Annotated in this window: 15 protein-coding genes; 1 reads left to right on the top strand and 14 read right to left on the bottom strand. The window is 42.0% G+C overall.

Going from position 1 to position 15,859, the window contains the following annotated elements; all coding sequences use genetic code 11:
* Positions 1 to 55: 55 nt before the first annotated feature.
* From pnpS to ISX45_RS11970, 7 genes are all read right to left on the bottom strand, one after another.
* A complete protein-coding gene (gene pnpS, locus ISX45_RS11940; RefSeq protein WP_194519064.1) occupies positions 56 to 1,804 on the bottom strand; it encodes a two-component system histidine kinase PnpS in 1,749 nt (582 codons plus the stop codon).
* Positions 1,797 to 2,510, bottom strand: coding sequence for a response regulator transcription factor (locus ISX45_RS11945; RefSeq protein ID WP_181554687.1), 714 nt, complete (start codon positions 2,508 to 2,510; stop codon positions 1,797 to 1,799). Before ISX45_RS11945 ends, pnpS begins: the two co-directional genes overlap by 8 nt.
* 96 nt (positions 2,511 to 2,606) lie before the next feature.
* The gene (locus ISX45_RS11950; protein WP_181554688.1) at positions 2,607 to 3,077 is read right to left on the bottom strand and encodes a MaoC/PaaZ C-terminal domain-containing protein; all 471 of its coding nucleotides are present in this window, start codon (positions 3,075 to 3,077) and stop codon (positions 2,607 to 2,609) included.
* Positions 3,078 to 3,165: 88 nt separating this feature from the next.
* Entirely contained in the window at positions 3,166 to 4,104 is a 939-nt protein-coding gene (gene mdh / locus ISX45_RS11955) for a malate dehydrogenase (protein WP_181554689.1), read from the bottom strand.
* Positions 4,105 to 4,123: 19 nt separating this feature from the next.
* Positions 4,124 to 5,398, bottom strand: a complete 1,275-nt coding sequence (icd, locus tag ISX45_RS11960; RefSeq protein WP_181554690.1) for an NADP-dependent isocitrate dehydrogenase — start codon at positions 5,396 to 5,398, stop codon at positions 4,124 to 4,126.
* A gap of 75 nt (positions 5,399 to 5,473) precedes the next feature.
* A complete protein-coding gene (gene citZ, locus ISX45_RS11965; RefSeq protein ID WP_194519065.1) occupies positions 5,474 to 6,592 on the bottom strand; it encodes a citrate synthase in 1,119 nt (372 codons plus the stop codon).
* Between the two features lie 289 nt (positions 6,593 to 6,881).
* The gene (locus ISX45_RS11970) at positions 6,882 to 7,337 is read right to left on the bottom strand and encodes a DUF441 domain-containing protein (RefSeq protein WP_194519066.1); all 456 of its coding nucleotides are present in this window, start codon (positions 7,335 to 7,337) and stop codon (positions 6,882 to 6,884) included.
* A 113-nt stretch (positions 7,338 to 7,450) separates the two neighbouring features.
* On the opposite strand from ISX45_RS11970, the gene ytvI reads away from it, so the two are divergent.
* A complete protein-coding gene (ytvI, locus tag ISX45_RS11975; protein WP_194519067.1) occupies positions 7,451 to 8,569 on the top strand; it encodes a sporulation integral membrane protein YtvI in 1,119 nt (372 codons plus the stop codon).
* 26 nt (positions 8,570 to 8,595) lie between these two features.
* On the opposite strand, the gene ISX45_RS11980 is transcribed toward ytvI, so the two are convergent.
* The 7 genes from ISX45_RS11980 to ISX45_RS12010 form a co-directional block, all read right to left on the bottom strand.
* On the bottom strand, positions 8,596 to 8,985 hold the full coding sequence (locus ISX45_RS11980) for an FxsA family protein (protein ID WP_194519068.1): 390 nt from the start codon (positions 8,983 to 8,985) through the stop codon (positions 8,596 to 8,598).
* A 63-nt stretch (positions 8,986 to 9,048) separates the two neighbouring features.
* Positions 9,049 to 10,809, bottom strand: coding sequence for a pyruvate kinase (gene pyk, locus ISX45_RS11985; protein WP_194519069.1), 1,761 nt, complete (start codon positions 10,807 to 10,809; stop codon positions 9,049 to 9,051).
* A gap of 48 nt (positions 10,810 to 10,857) precedes the next feature.
* Positions 10,858 to 11,817 carry a 6-phosphofructokinase gene (gene pfkA / locus ISX45_RS11990; protein WP_181554868.1) on the bottom strand — a complete coding sequence of 320 codons (960 nt, stop codon included), beginning with the start codon at positions 11,815 to 11,817 and terminating at the stop codon, positions 10,858 to 10,860.
* Between the two features lie 213 nt (positions 11,818 to 12,030).
* The gene (accA, locus tag ISX45_RS11995; RefSeq protein WP_181554696.1) at positions 12,031 to 13,008 is read right to left on the bottom strand and encodes an acetyl-CoA carboxylase carboxyl transferase subunit alpha; all 978 of its coding nucleotides are present in this window, start codon (positions 13,006 to 13,008) and stop codon (positions 12,031 to 12,033) included.
* Complete coding sequence (accD, locus tag ISX45_RS12000) at positions 12,993 to 13,865, bottom strand: acetyl-CoA carboxylase, carboxyltransferase subunit beta (RefSeq protein WP_181554697.1); 873 nt, start codon at positions 13,863 to 13,865, stop codon at positions 12,993 to 12,995. The genes accA and accD overlap by 16 nt, the downstream gene beginning before the upstream one ends.
* Before the next feature lie 73 nt (positions 13,866 to 13,938).
* Positions 13,939 to 14,553, bottom strand: coding sequence for a FadR/GntR family transcriptional regulator (locus tag ISX45_RS12005; RefSeq protein ID WP_181554698.1), 615 nt, complete (start codon positions 14,551 to 14,553; stop codon positions 13,939 to 13,941).
* A 20-nt stretch (positions 14,554 to 14,573) separates the two neighbouring features.
* Complete coding sequence (locus tag ISX45_RS12010; protein WP_181554699.1) at positions 14,574 to 15,803, bottom strand: NADP-dependent malic enzyme; 1,230 nt, start codon at positions 15,801 to 15,803, stop codon at positions 14,574 to 14,576.
* Positions 15,804 to 15,859 lie beyond the last annotated feature (56 nt).

Here is a 15,859-nt window from a genome sequence, read left to right on the forward strand (position 1 = left end):
ATCGTAACAAATGTTTATGAATCGGAAGTAAAGCCGTTGTTAATGTTTTGTAAATCTATTGCTCTTTCGGAAAATGAACTGTAAATGTCGTTCCTTTTCCAACTTGGCTTTTGACCGTAATATAGCCGTGATGTGCCTCAACTAAGTGTTTTACAATCGCCAGCCCCAATCCTGTCCCGCCAGAATTTCGGCTTCTGGCTTTATCAACGCGATAAAATCGTTCAAAAATGCGGGGGATTTCCTTTTCATCAATACCGATTCCTGTATCTTTCACGTGAATGAGCACTTCTTCATTTTGATCTTCAACGCTTACTTCTACACGTCCCCCCTGAGGTGTGTACGTAAGGGCATTTGTAATTAAATTAATCAACACTTGCTTTAGGCGGTTACTATCTCCATTGATATATATCGGTTGTGAGACATTGAGCTGTAAATCAATGTCTTTTTCCGCCGCTTTTCCATGAAACATCATAATTACTTCTTTAAGAAGTTGGAAAAGATTGATCGTTTCCATCTGCAATTGAAACCCTTGCTGTTCAATTTTTGATAAATCAAGTAAATCTTGGATTAAACTCTGGAGGCGTTCGCTTTCTTTCAAGATAATGGATAAAAAGTGTTCAAGTGCCCGCTCGTCTTTCATTGCCCCGTCCAGTAGTGTTTCGGCGAATCCTTTAATCGACGTAATCGGCGTTTTTAGCTCGTGCGATACGTTTGCGACAAAATCTTTGCGCATTTGTTCAAGTTTTTTCAGCTCCGTAATGTCATGAAAAACGAGAACAATTCCTTTCCATTCGTCGTTTGTTCCAATGATCGGCGCACCGTATACTTCAAAATGTTTTCGTTCAATATCAACCGTCAGTACAAGCTGTTTTCGTACTTTCACTTCTTTCATAAAAATTTCGTCAACAATCTTGACGATTTCTTTATGAGCGAAGGCTTCATTATACAATCGGTATAAATACTCTTCCGGGCGAATATGGAAAATTTCTTTATACGTGCGGTTTACCAAATTAATATAGCCGCGACTGTCGATGAGAATTAGACCGCTTCCTACGTTTTCGATTAACGTATGTAAACGGTCCGTTTGCATTTCTTGCACTTTGCTCATCTCTTGCAAATTGCGGGCCAAAATATTAATAGAATGGCTGAGCATCCCTGTTTCGTCGCTGCGCGTTTCATATACTCGCGCTTTGTAGTTTCCTCTCGCTAATTCGAAGGCGACTTTCGTTGCTGCTTCAATTGGCTTCATATATTGGTCAGCAATTTTTAATCCTAACAAAATAATGACAATTAAAGCCGTTCCTAAACTGCTAATTAATACTCCCCAAATTTGTTGATTGACCTTTTTCAGCGAATTCACCGGGGAGCTTAAAATAACGTATCCTGCCTCTTGACCATTTTTCGAAAAAGGAACGATGTAATAATAGACATCATGCTTTTCTTCAATGATGGAAAGCTCTTTGGTTTTTTTGCTATGCAAAATGTCCCGTACAATTTTTTCATGGTCATCATCGCTAATATGAGCAATACGCCCCGTATCCAATAACGTCCGCTCCCGATTATCTAACACGGTAATGCGCGACGACAGCGTTTCACTCATCTCCTTTAATTGCGGGCGAATCATGTCAATCGTTTCATGTTCAAGTAAAAGAGCGATGATTTTTGCCTCTTTTTCGACTCGTTTATTCATCGCCTCTAAATAAAAATCTTTAAACAGCTGGCCGAGCAATAAACCGAGGCAAATCAATACCGAGACAATGAGCGAAACAAGCGCAAACAATAGTCTGGAACGGAAACTAGTCATTCCGTTTCGGCTCCTCAAGCTTATACCCTAGTCCTCTTACCGTTTTAATGTATAATGGCTTTTTCGTATCGTGCTCGATTTTCTCACGCAAATGGCTAATATGAACGTCGACAATGCGGGTATCTCCAGCAAAATCATAGTTCCAAACTGCGCTTAACAGTTGATCTCTCGTTAAAACACGACCTTTATTTTTTGCTAAATACACGAGAAGCTCGAATTCTTTCGGTGTGAGCTCTAAGCGATTACGCTGAAAGTAAGCCTCATAATAATCAGGGAAGATTTCTAAATCACCAATCGAAATTTTATCGCTTTCTTCTTTTTCTTCGCGTTCACTTGATAGCTGTGTGCGCCGCAAAATTGCCTTAATACGAGCCAATACTTCGCGAGGGCTAAACGGTTTTGTCATATAATCATCGGCACCCAGCTCTAAGCCAAGCACTTTATCAAATTCATCATCCTTCGCCGTCAGCATTAAAATGGGAATCATTACTTTTTGCTGTCTTAGTTGTTTACATACCTCAACTCCATCTAGCTTTGGTAACATAAGATCGAGAATGATTAAATTCGGCTGCTCGCTAAGCGCTTTTTCCATCGCTTCTTCTCCGTCATTCGCCGTAATCACCTCAAATCCGGCTTGCTCTAAGTTGTACTGCAAAAGCGTTACAATCGATTGTTCATCATCAACAACTAACACTTTTTTGCTCATAGACTCCTCCATCATTGTAGGATAGATGTTTATCTTTATCATACCATAAAACATAAAAAGAAAAGAAACCGCCTTATGATAAGGTGGTTTCTCACTCTAAAAATTTTCTAGTACTCGACTATCCCACGCCGATAACACATACGGTGGACAAACTGACAACGTGCCTTCCAATACTTTTTCTTTTTCATCTCGCAACGCTTGAACGTCAATATCAATGCAATGGTTTTCTTCATTTACATGCTTCACTTCAAATAAAAACTGCAATTGCTCGTAATGATAAACTGGTTTTAAAAAATGGATCTCTTGTTTCGTGATATGACTTCCCGGACCCGGCAAATATTTCGAAATAGCAGATGTGATCATTCCCGTTAACATAATGGCTGGAACAATCGGCTTTTTCAGCGGTGTTTGTGAAGCATAATCGTGCTGAATGTATAAAGGGTTTGCATCATCTGTCAATCCGAGATAAAGCAATAAATCTTTATCTTCAATTTTAGCGTTAATTACAAGCTTTTCCCCGACCGTGATTTCTGATATATTTCTCCCTAGTTTACGCTTTTTTAGCAATGCTAACACCCCTTTGTTTAGAAAACGTTTTCATTTTTATGTGGAAAAAATTCGGGGAATCACCCCCGAATTTTTTGTTGTTCTTTAGTTATTCTAATACTTTCATTACATTTTTAACAGATTCAACAGACTTAGCGAGAGCAGTCTTTTCCTCATCTGTTAATTCAAGCTCAATAACTTTTTCAATACCATTGCCACCTAAGATAGTTGGTACACCTAAATAAATGCCTTCGTAGCCGTACTCACCTTCAAGGTAAGCAATCGCTGGAAGAATACGGCGTTGGTCTTTAATAATCGCTTCAACCATTTCGACAAGAGAAGCAGCCGGAGCGTAATAAGCACTACCGTTTCCTAACAGATTGACGATTTCTCCGCCGCCTTTGCGCGTGCGCTCCACAATTGCATCAAGGCGCTCTTTTGGAATTAACGTTTCAAGCGGGATACCGCCTGCATAAGAATAACGAACGAGGGGTACCATATCATCGCCATGTCCGCCTAATACGAATCCAGTAATATCTTTTACGGAAAGATTTAATTCTTGAGCTACAAATGTGCGGAACCGCGCTGTATCAAGCACACCGGATTGGCCGATAACTCGGTTTTTCGGGAATCCAGATTCTTTATACACCGTATATGTCATCGCATCGACTGGGTTTGTAAGCACGATAATATAGCAGTTTGGTGAATATTTGACGATTTCTTTCGTAACAGCTTTCATAATTTTTTGGTTCGTTGTTACTAAATCGTCTCGACTCATACCTGGTTTGCGTGCAATACCTGCCGTAATGACAACGATGTCGGAATCGGCCGTATCGGCGTAGTCCGAAGTACCGATGATGTTGGCATCAAAGCCTAAAACAGGACTTGATTCAAGCATGTCTAACGCTTTTCCCTTCGTTGGATTTTCCAACTGCGGGATATCTACAAGCACAACATCACCTAATTCTTTTTGCGCTAAAAGAAATGCGGTTGTTGCTCCTGTAAATCCTGCTCCAATGACTGAAATTTTTTTCCGTTTCATTGCCATGTTTCTCATCCTCTCTCCATTATTCTCCCATATTGCGAATTAATGCATCGGCAAATTCAGAACATTTCACTTCCGTTGCTCCTTCCATGAGACGAGCAAAATCGTAGGTAACAACTTTTGAAGCAATTGTTTTTTCCATAGCATCAATAATGAGTTTCGCTGCTTCGTTCCAACCGAGATGCTCAAACATCATTACACCTGATAAGATAACAGATGATGGATTCACTTTATCCAATCCCGCATATTTCGGAGCTGTACCGTGAGTCGCTTCGAAAATCGCATGTCCTGTTTCATAGTTAATGTTCGCACCAGGTGCAATTCCGATGCCACCGACTTGAGCAGCTAAGGCATCAGAGATGTAGTCACCGTTTAAGTTCATCGTCGCAACGACATCAAATTCGCGCGGACGCGTTAAAATTTGTTGCAAGAAAATATCCGCAATCGCATCTTTAATGATGATTTTTCCAGCAGCTTCTGCCTCTGCTTGCGCTTTGTTGGCTGCTTCTTTTCCTTCAGCTTCAACGATACGGTCATATTCTGCCCATGTGAATACTTTATCTCCAAATTCTTCCTCAGCCAACTCGTAACCCCAGTTTTTAAAAGCTCCTTCCGTAAATTTCATAATATTTCCTTTATGAACAAGGGTGACGGATTTTCGTCCATGCTCGATCGCATAGTTAATCGCCGCACGCACTAATCGTTTTGTTCCTTCTTCCGAAATTGGTTTAATGCCGATCCCTGATGTTTCAGGGAAACGAATTTTGCGAACGCCCATTTCGTTTTGTAAAAACTCAATGACTTTTTTCACTTCTGGTGTTCCTTTGGCATATTCTATTCCTGCATAGATATCTTCCGTATTTTCGCGGAAAATAACCATATCCGTATCTTCAGGGCGCTTCACTGGCGAAGGCACCCCTTTAAAGTAGCGAACAGGGCGTAAGCAAACGAATAGATCCAACTCTTGGCGAAGAGCAACATTCAATGAACGAATGCCACCACCAACTGGAGTTGTCAATGGCCCTTTAATGGCAATTATGTATTCACGAATAACATCCAACGTTTCTTGCGGTAACCATTCTCCTGTAAGATTATACGCTTTTTCCCCAGCAAGCACTTCTTTCCAGACAATTTTCTTTTCGCCTTTGTATGCTTTTTCTACAGCGGCTTCTAAAACGCGGGAAGCTGCCGCCCAAATATCAGGGCCTGTCCCATCTCCTTCAATAAATGGAATGATTGGATTATTTGGTACGTTTAACACACCATTTGTTACTGTAATTTTTTCTCCTTGAACCACTGTCACAACCTCCAATTTATTTGATAATAAAGGTGAGAACATGCAAACATCTTCTCACCCTTTATGCCACAAATTTCAATCTCTATGCTCGATTGGCACATATGATCGCTTCGCTGGACCAGTATATTCAGCGCGCGGCCGGATGAGACGGTTGTTCTCATATTGCTCTAGAATATGCGCAAGCCATCCTGACATACGGCTTACTGCGAAAATTGGTGTAAACAAATCATGATCAATTCCTAAACAATGGTAAACAGACGCAGAGTAAAAATCAACGTTTGGTGGCAATGATTTTGTTGATGTGACAATGTCTTCAATCTTTGCTGACATTTCATACCAATGCGGCTCACCAACAAGTTTTGTGAGCTTCTCTGACATTTTTTTTAAATGTTTTGCTCGTGGATCGCCTAGTCGATAGACACGATGACCAAATCCCATAATCTTTTCTTTGTTTTCAAACTTTTTATGAATATATGATTGGACATTGTCGACACTGCCAATTTCTGTAAGCATTTTCATAACGGCCTCGTTCGCTCCTCCATGAAGAGGCCCTTTTAACGCGCCAATCGCTGCTGTAATGCCCGAATAAATATCCGATAATGTCGCAACACAGACGCGTGCTGTAAATGTCGAAGCATTTAATTCATGGTCTGCATGCAATATAAGCGCTTTATCAAATGCTTCTACCGCAATTTCGTTCGGCTCTTCCCCTGTCAACATGTAAAGAAAGTTCGCTGCAAATCCTAAATCTTCGCGAGGTTCAACCGGTTCTAGTCCTTTACGAATGCGAGAGAATGCTGTCACAATTGTCGGGATTTTCGCTTGCAAACGGATCGCTTTTCGGTAGTTCGCATCCGCATCTATCACATCCGCTTCTTCGTCATATAATCCCAACATAGACACCGCTGTTCGTAACGCCGCCATCGGATGTACATTTTCAATTGGATACACTTTAAAATGATCGATTATTTCTTTGGGAATTGAGGCATTTTCCGCCAATTGCCGCTTTAATTCTTCCAACTGTGCTTTTGTTGGAAGCTCGCGATGCCAAAGCAAATAGACGACTTCTTCAAACGTCGCGTTCTCTGCTAAATCATCAATATCATAGCCGGCATACGTTAATGTGTCGTCAATGATCGAGCTGATGCTGGACGTCGTTGCGACAACCCCTTCTAGACCGCGTGTTACTGTCATAACCATCTCTCCTTTTCTCTAAAGATTCCCCTTCTCCCATTTGCGTTTCACGATATGAGAGCGAGCGCTTGCTCGAAATGAATGAATAAAACCCCAAAAGAAAATGCTTACATTTTATATTGCATTCATATTGTCACCAACTGAAGCGTTGGTGACAATATGAATGCATCATCAATCCTTCTGTTTTCTGAAAGTAAAAGGGCTTATGTCTATATTATAAACAATTATCTGACTTTTGTGAATCAAAACAACTCAATCTTTCTTAAATATTATTACACAAAAATGATTTTTATAAATATTCTATCACTTTCATAACCATATAGGCAATCCCTGCTCCGATTAACGGCCCAACTGCAACGCCGTGAAATACAGAAACAGCAATAATCGTACCAAATACGAGAGCCGCTGTCATATGTGGGTCCGTTGCTAGTAGCGTTACTCCTCCTTTCGCAATTAATGCCACAAAAATACCAGATAAAAGGGCGATCCAAGCAGAAAACGATTGAAGTGACTCCCCTAGTTGTTTAAATCCAATTTCTCCAGTGGCAATTGGTGCTAATACTGCGATAGTAATGACTGTTACTCCCCATTGAATCCCTTTAGCGTGAACCGTGGGCAACAGCTTGTCTTCTAGACCGATCAATTTTACAATCAATAAAATGGAAACAGCTACAATTAATGACTGATTTTTCGCAATAATACCTGTCACCAACAAAATAAGCAAAAATAAAATTGGCTGATTCAATGATTTTCCTTCCTTTCTATATATGTAGTTTTACTTCCATGAAACCTTCCTCTTTACGATCACGTATATAAACTTGTAATATATAGTTATGGAAAAAATATGGAGGTGGCATATTGTCCAAACATCATTTACATAGCGCCCTTCGTTTTCTTTTTGTCATTGCTGTTGTTACGCTTGGCGCACTGAGCATTTATTATGTATCAACCGTTACCTATCCGTTTATTATCGCTTTTTTCATTGCTTTTATGATTAACCCTTTTGTTAACTATTTGGAACAAAAAGCGAAAATGCCGCGCGCATTGGCTGTTGTTATTGTGCTGATTCTTTTATTTGCGATCTTGGCAGGGCTAGTAACGCTATTAATTGCGGAAATCGTCTCAGGTACTCAATATTTAGCGGACGTTGTGCCTGGACATTTTCAAAAGTTAGTCATGTATATCGAGGACTTTTTTGCCCGCCAGATTATTCCAATTTATAATGATTTAGCGGTTTTATTTAAAAATTTAGATGCAAATCAACAAGGTACGATCATGAGCAACATTCAATCGGTTGGTACAAAAATTGCTACAACGGTCGGACAATTTATTCAAGATGTGCTACAAAACATTCCGAAGCTGCTTGGCTGGCTGCCGAATGCGGCAACAGTCATTATCTTTTCGCTACTGGCAACATTTTTCATCAGCAAAGATTGGTATCGGCTCAGCAGAGCGGTGCAAAAAGTGTTGCCTCACAAAGTACGGACAAGCGGACGGACAGTGTTTATTAACTTAAAAAAAGCGTTATTTGGTTTTATTAAAGCACAAGTAACGCTCATTTCGATTACAACTGTGATTGTACTAATCGGACTATTGATTCTCCGCGTCGATTATGCCATTACGATTGCGCTGATTATTGGCCTTGTTGACATTTTACCATACTTAGGAACAGGAATCGTGTTTGTGCCTTGGATTATTTACGCTGCCGTCAGCGGAAATGTCCCATTTGCCATCGGATTAGGAATTTTGTATATTATTGTATTAGTCCAACGGCAAATTATGGAGCCAAAAGTACTCTCATCCTCGATTGGTCTTGATCCGCTGGCAACATTAATTGCTTTATTCGTTGGATTTAAGCTTATTGGATTTCTCGGCTTGATTGCCGGACCGGTATTGCTTGTCATTATTCGGACATTGCATAGCGCGAACGTCTTTCAAGATATTTGGAATTTTATTATCGGGAAACCGACAACATAAAAGAGCCTTCCGTAACGGGAAAGCTCTTATCTTTTTATATAGAAAAATGTTTTGGTGGTAAAAGAGGACTTTAGCCAGCGAACAAGAAACGGTTTGATAAATTTACGAGTAACTGGAAGAAGCAATATGAATCCTACAATATCTGTAAAAAATCCCGGCGTTAATAAAAGAACACCGCCTATAAAAATGCAAATGCCATCCAACACCGCTTCACTCGGGAGACGCCCGCGCATCAGCTCGTTTTTCGCTTCCTCAATGACCGTTACGCCTTGTCGTTTCGCAAGCCATGTTCCTATAATGCCGGTGGCAAAAATAAGCGCTACTGTCGGCCATACGCCGATCGTTTGACCAGAAAGAAGAAATAAGAAAATTTCCAATGCCGGAACAATAATAAACAATGTTATCAACAATTTCATGCTGCCTCTTCCTTCCTGAAAAAGAATAAAAACAGAGAGGATTCTCTCTGTTTTTATTATACCTTATAATACGCTCGCATGTCCTTGATAAATAGCGCCAAATCCAGCATCGACGGTAATCTCTTGTCCATCTCTTAAAATCGAAGTAGCGTTTGGCACTCCGACGATTACCGGGATACCGAGACTTAAGCCAACTACCGCCGCATGGCTTGTTAAACCGCCTTCTTCTGTAATAATCGCCACTGCCTTTTCCAGTGCTTTCATCATATCTGCATCGGTGCTGTTGGTAACAAGAATCCCACCTTCTGTCATCTTGCTAAGCGCTTCGTCAGCTGTTTTCGCAGTGATGACTTTCCCGAAAGCAGATTTGCGGCCAATCCCTTGCCCTTTGGCGATGATGTCACCGATGACATGAACTTTCATCAAGTTCGTTGAACCCGTTTCTCCAACTGGAACGCCAGCCGTAATGACCACCAAGTCGCCATGTTTGACAATTCCTGATTTCACTGCTGCTTCTACAGCAATATCAAGCATTTCATCAGTCGTGTTCACTTGCGGAGCGACTTGCGGATATACTCCCCATGCAAGCGCCAATTTTCGAGATACGGAATCGCTAGAAGTAACCGCCACAATCGGTGCTTTCGGACGATACTTAGAAATCATTTGCGCCGTCTGTCCGCTTACCGTCGGAGTCACAATCGCAGCAACATCAAGATTTAACGCTGTATGTGCAACGGATTGACCGATCGCATCAGTAATCGTCGTTCCGCTTTGTTTTGTACGTTGTGCCAATAAATCTCGATATTGTAATGCTTGCTCTGTGCGCGAAGCAATTTGATGCATCGTTTTTACTGCTTCAACAGGATAAAGCCCCGCTGCGGTTTCTCCTGATAACATAATCGCATCGGTACCGTCAAAAATAGCATTTGCCACATCGCTCGCTTCTGCCCGCGTCGGCCGTGGATTGCGTTGCATCGAATCCAACATTTGCGTCGCGGTAATTACAGGCTTACCGAGCGCATTGCATTTTTTGATGAGTTCCTTTTGCACAAGCGGCACTTCTTCCGCCGGGATTTCCACTCCTAAATCACCGCGCGCCACCATAAGTCCGTCCGCTACTTCAAGAATTTCATCAATATTGTCGACGCCTTCTTGGTTCTCGATTTTTGGAATGATTTTAATATCAAGTGCATCGTTTGCCTCTAACAGCTCACGAATTTCTAATACATCCGAGGCACGGCGCACAAACGAAGCAGCGATAAAATCAATGCCTTGTTCAATTCCGAATAAAATGTCTTGACGGTCTTTTTCCGTAATCCCCGGTAAATTGACACGGACACCCGGTACGTTTACCCCTTTTTTATTTTTCAATACACCGCCATTAAGAACTTTTGTCGTAATTTCGCGCGCTTGTTTATTGACAGATAACACTTCTAGTCCGATTAACCCATCATCAAGAAGGATTTTGGCACCAGGAGTTACATCATCAATAAGTCCTTCATACGTAACAGAAATTCGTTCTGGTGTACCAAGCACTTCATCCATGGAAATGATGAGTTGTGATCCCTCTTGTAGTTCAATAGCCCCATTTTCCATGTTATGTGTACGAATTTCCGGACCTTTTGTATCTAAAAGAATCGCTACCGTTTTCCCTGTTCTTTTCGCCGCCTCACGAATATTTTGGATACGTTGACCGTGCTCTGCATAATCGCCGTGGGAAAAATTCAAACGCGCTACATTCATTCCCGCTTCGATCAACTCGACAAGCTTCTCCACACTTTCACTTGCCGGACCAATCGTACAAACGATTTTTGTTTTCCGCATATGTTCTATTCTTCCTTTCATTCATATATATGGTAACGATACCATGTTTTAAATCGAAAGTTCTTTCGATAATTGATACATTTTTTGGTCAACCGTATGCGTTTGTGATAAAGCTTCAATAATGTCGTGATCGACGAGGCGGTTATTTTGAATACCGACACAGCGTCCACCTTTTCCTTCAAGCAACAACTCAACTGCACGAGCGCCTAAACGACTTGCTAAAACACGGTCAAATGCCGTTGGTGAACCACCTCGTTGCACGTGTCCTAATACAGTTACACGCGTTTCGAATCCGGTCGCTTCTTGAATTTGGTTTCCGAATTCAACTCCGCTTCCGACACCTTCAGCAACGATGATAATACTATGCTTTTTACCACGCTCATGTCCTCGTTTTAAACGAGCGATGATATCATCCATATCATAGTCCGCTTCCGGAATTAAAATTGTTTCTGCACCACCAGCAAGACCTGCCCAAAGTGCGATATCTCCAGCATGACGTCCCATGACTTCAATCACATATGTACGCTCATGAGAAGTAGCGGTATCACGAATTTTGTCGATCGCATCAATAACGGTATTTAATGCCGTATCAAAGCCGATCGTAAAATCAGTCCCCGGAATGTCATTATCAATCGTTCCTGGCACCCCAACACATGGATACCCGTGCTCTGTTAATTTTTTCGCCCCTTGATAAGAGCCGTCTCCACCGATAACGACCAACCCTTCGATTCCATGCTTTTTCAATTGTTCAATACCTTTTAGCTGCCCTTCTAACGTTTTAAATTCCGGGCAACGTGCCGTGTATAACATCGTGCCGCCGCGATGAATAATGTCCCCAACATCGCCTACCTCAAGTTTTTTAATGTGTCCTGCAATCAGTCCTGCATAGCCATGATACACACCGAATACTTCTACTCCGTGGTAAATGGCTTTGCGCACAACAGCCCGAATCGCTGCGTTCATTCCTGGTGAGTCGCCGCCACTCGTTAATACACCAATTCTTTTCACGTTATTCACCTCGTTCATCATTTGTTCTCTCCACAAAAGTCCGACCTCATACCTCTTAAAAACTCATCAACATTCTATAAAATAACACGAAGCATAGTAGAACACAATAGAGAAACCGTTCTTTTGCAACTTTAAAATGAACTTTTCACACAAATGTTAAAATAAATTTTTCAATAATAACAAAGCTGTCCCATTGATGAGACAGCCTCATGATTATTTTATCCCAAGATAATCTCGAGAAAACCTAAATTGACCAATTTGCTTAAATTTTTCGTATCGGTGCTGCACAAGCTCTGGCCCATTTAATTGTAGCAGTTGTTTCAGCGATTGTTTGAGCACTTTGTCAATTTCTTTTGCTTGTTCGTCAACATTTCGATGTGCTCCGCCGCGAACTTCTGGAATAATTTCATCAATGACTCCGAGTTCTTTTAAATCTGACGCGGTAATTTTCATTGTTTCGGCTGCCCGTTGCGCAAGAGAAGCATCTTTCCACAGAATCGCTGCCGCACCTTCTGGCGAGATGACGGAGTACGTCGAGTTTTCAAGCATATGAATATAGTTGCCGACACCAAGGGCTAATGCACCACCGCTTCCCCCTTCACCGATGACAATGCACACAATCGGCACTGTAAATCCTGCCATTTCAAATAAGTTTCTAGCGATCGCTTCACTTTGTCCTCGTTCTTCTGCTGCTTTTCCTGGGTAGGCTCCTTTTGTATCAATAAAACAAATGATCGGCCGTTGAAACTTTTCCGCTTGCTTCATGAGACGCAACGCTTTCCGATAGCCCTCTGGATGCGGCATTCCGAAGTTGCGGCGTATATTTTCTTTCGTATCTTTGCCGCGCTGATGGCCGATGACCGTAACTGGAAGCCCATGGTATTTCGCAATCCCGCCAACGATCGCTTCATCGTCGCCAAAGCAACGGTCGCCGTGGCATTCTAAAAAATTCGTAAACAGCCGCTCAATGTAATCGAGTGTTGTCGGACGATTCGGATGGCGTGCAATTTGCACACGATCCCATGGCGTTAAGTTCGCGTATGTTTCGTTTTCGAGCTTTTCCAATCGTGTCTCTAATTTTTCGATTTCTGCCGAAAGGTCTACATCGGCATTTTTCATAAATTCCTTGAGCTCGCTAATTTTTTTTCGCAATTCTATCAACGGCTTTTCAAATTCTAATTCTCCCACCATTCGCCGTCACCTCCCCTTTGGTGAATGTCAAGAACATTCGTTAATGTTTCTTTTAACTCATGCCGGTGAATGACCGCGTCAAGTTGCCCGTGTTTCAATAAAAATTCAGCGGTTTGGAAGTCTTCCGGTAACTCTTCTCGCACCGTTTGTTCGATGACGCGACGACCGGCGAAACCTATGAGCGCTCCCGGCTCCGCGAAGTTATAGTCACCTAAAGAAGCAAAGCTCGCAGATACACCGCCTGTTGTCGGATGGGTCATCACAGAAATAATGAGTCCGCCTTCATCACTAAACAGCTTCAGCGCTGCGCTCGTTTTTGCCATTTGCATAAGGCTTAATACCCCTTCTTGCATGCGTGCTCCGCCAGAAGCGGTAAAAATAATAAAAGGCACGCGAAGCTCCATTGCCTTTTCAATGGCGCGCGTAATTTTCTCACCAACAACAGAACCCATACTTCCCATGCGAAACGCTGAATCCATGACCGCGATGACAAGCCGATGCCCATTCATCGTTCCTTCGCCCGTAATGACCGCTTCATTTAATTTTGATTTGCGGCGATCGGCTTCCAGCTTTTCTAGATAATCAGGAAATTGTAACGGATTCTCGGAAATCATATCGGCATCGTACTCTTGAAAACTTCCCTCATCTAATAAACTAGCGATCCGTTCGTGGGACGGCATCGGGTGATGATAGCCGCAGCTCATACAAACACGTAAATTTTTGACAAGTTCTTTCGTATACATAATTTTTTTGCACTTTGGACATTTTGTCATAATTCCTTCAGGAACTTCTTGTTTGACATGTTCAGAAGGAATTGAAGCGTATTTTTTCTTTTTCGTAAACAACTCTTTCAGCAAGAGGTGCCCCTCCTTCGCTAGTTGATTTACCACTACTGTATATGAAATGGACAACATTTTTTGTAAAAACGTGTCATGGCTGTTTCGACAATGGCATGACGACATGTTCAGTGAATAGATCAAGGATCGCTGATATATCTTGTGTTTCGAACGCATGTCCCATATTTTCATAAAAGGTAATAGGCAGCGAAATGGCATCATAGTTTGAGGTAAAAAAGTCATTAAGCACACGCCAAATCCGCTCAAGTAAATAATTCTCTCCTGCCTCGGTCACCCATTTCAAAAAGCGCTCGTAATTAATCGTTTTTTGTCGAATCATTTTTTTCAGCTCATCAAGCTTTGTTTGGCTACGGCGCTTGCAGGCTAATTGTAAACAAAGTTGTTCCAGTAGCACCTTCGTTTCTACTAAATCTGTTTTTGCTTTTTCCTCTTGCAAAATAAACGTTCCTAACAGGTCAATGAGCTGATGCTCGCCGAATTCTTTCATGTACGTGCCTTCACCGCGCCGCGTTTCAATAATACCAAGAAATTCAAGGGCGCGTAATGCTTCTCGCACTGAAGAGCGCCCCACTTTTAACCGTTCTGATAACTCGCGTTCAGAAGGAATTTTATCACCTGCAACAAGCCCATCTTCTTGGATAATTCGGTGAATTTGTTGCAACGTCTCGACGTAGACTTTTGAAGTCATCTTTTTTGCTCCCACTCGCCTCACTTAATTGCAGCCATTTGTCTCGTTTTGCTAGCTACTTCTTCAGGATCGATGTGAATGCGCGCTACCCCTGTGTCAATCGCCGCTTTTGCCACAGCTGCGGCAACAGCTGGAGCGACACGCGGATCGAACGGCGCAGGAATAACATAGTTTGGCTGCAATTCGTTCTCCGTAATTAACGAAGCGATTGCTTCGACTGCAGCGATTTTCATCTCTTCGTTAATTTGCTTTGCTCGCACGTCTAAAGCACCGCGAAAAATTCCTGGAAACGCCAGAACGTTGTTCACTTGGTTTGGATAATCGGATCGACCGGTACCAATAACAGCAGCTCCTGCCTCTATCGCTTCTTCTGGCATAATTTCCGGCACAGGGTTCGCCATCGCAAAAATAATTGGTTGATCGTTCATCATTCGAATCATTTCTTTTGTTAACGCTCCGGCCACGGAAACGCCGATAAAGACGTCCGCTCCTTTGATGACCTCTTGTAAAGGTCCTTCAATTTTTTCAGGGTTTGTCACTTTTGCTACTTCTTCTTTCATCCGATTCATACCATACGGACGCCCTTCAAAAATTGCTCCCTTTGAATCGCACATAATGATATGACGAACACCGTAGCGATAAAGAAGTTTAATAATCGCAATTCCTGCTGCACCAGCACCATTAATAACGACCTTAATGTCTTTCAGCTGTTTTTTTACAATTTTTAACGCATTAAGAAGCCCAGCGACCGTAACAATCGCTGTTCCATGCTGATCATCATGGAAGACTGGAATTTGTAACTCTTTTTTCAACCGTTCTTCAATGAGAAAGCAATTCGGCGCTGCAATATCTTCTAAGTTAATCCCGCCAAATGTCGGTTCTAACCATTTTACCGTTTGAACAATATGATCAACATCAGTTGTATTCAAGCAAATTGGGAACGCATCGACTCCTGCAAAGCATTTGAATAACGCCGCTTTTCCTTCCATCACCGGCAAAGCAGCTTCAGGTCCAATATTTCCAAGCCCTAATACAGCTGTTCCATCCGTCACCACCGCCACGCTATTTCCTTTCATCGTGTAGTCATAGACATGATCGCGGTTTTGGGAAATTTCCTTACAAGGCTCTGCCACGCCCGGTGAATAGGCTAAGCTCAGTTGTTCAGCGTTCGTAATCGGAAATTTTGCTTTTACTTCTAGTTTTCCTTGATGTGTTCTGTGAATATGTAACGCTTCCTCACGTAAAGACAACATGACTCACTCCTTACCATACGGTCAAACAAGACTGGTCTGACCACCTAATGTTT

It is taken from the genome of Thermaerobacillus caldiproteolyticus (assembly GCF_015326725.1).
In the GTDB taxonomy this organism is placed as follows: Bacteria; Bacillota; Bacilli; order Bacillales; family Anoxybacillaceae; genus Thermaerobacillus; species Thermaerobacillus caldiproteolyticus.

Excerpts from the sequence above, each read along its gene's own strand:
- pnpS (WP_194519064.1), bottom strand. The coding sequence starts at position 1,804 with ATGACTAGTTTCCGTTCCAGACTATTGTTTGCGCTTGTTTCGCTCATT.
- ISX45_RS11945 (WP_181554687.1), bottom strand. The coding sequence starts at position 2,510 with ATGAGCAAAAAAGTGTTAGTTGTTGATGATGAACAATCGATTGTAACG.
- mdh (WP_181554689.1), bottom strand. The coding sequence starts at position 4,104 with ATGGCAATGAAACGGAAAAAAATTTCAGTCATTGGAGCAGGATTTACA.
- citZ (WP_194519065.1), bottom strand. The coding sequence starts at position 6,592 with ATGACAGTAACACGCGGTCTAGAAGGGGTTGTCGCAACGACGTCCAGC.
- ISX45_RS11980 (WP_194519068.1), bottom strand. The coding sequence starts at position 8,985 with ATGAAATTGTTGATAACATTGTTTATTATTGTTCCGGCATTGGAAATT.
- pyk (WP_194519069.1), bottom strand. The coding sequence starts at position 10,809 with ATGCGGAAAACAAAAATCGTTTGTACGATTGGTCCGGCAAGTGAAAGT.
- accA (WP_181554696.1), bottom strand. The coding sequence starts at position 13,008 with ATGGTGGGAGAATTAGAATTTGAAAAGCCGTTGATAGAATTGCGAAAA.
- ISX45_RS12005 (WP_181554698.1), bottom strand. The coding sequence starts at position 14,553 with ATGACTTCAAAAGTCTACGTCGAGACGTTGCAACAAATTCACCGAATT.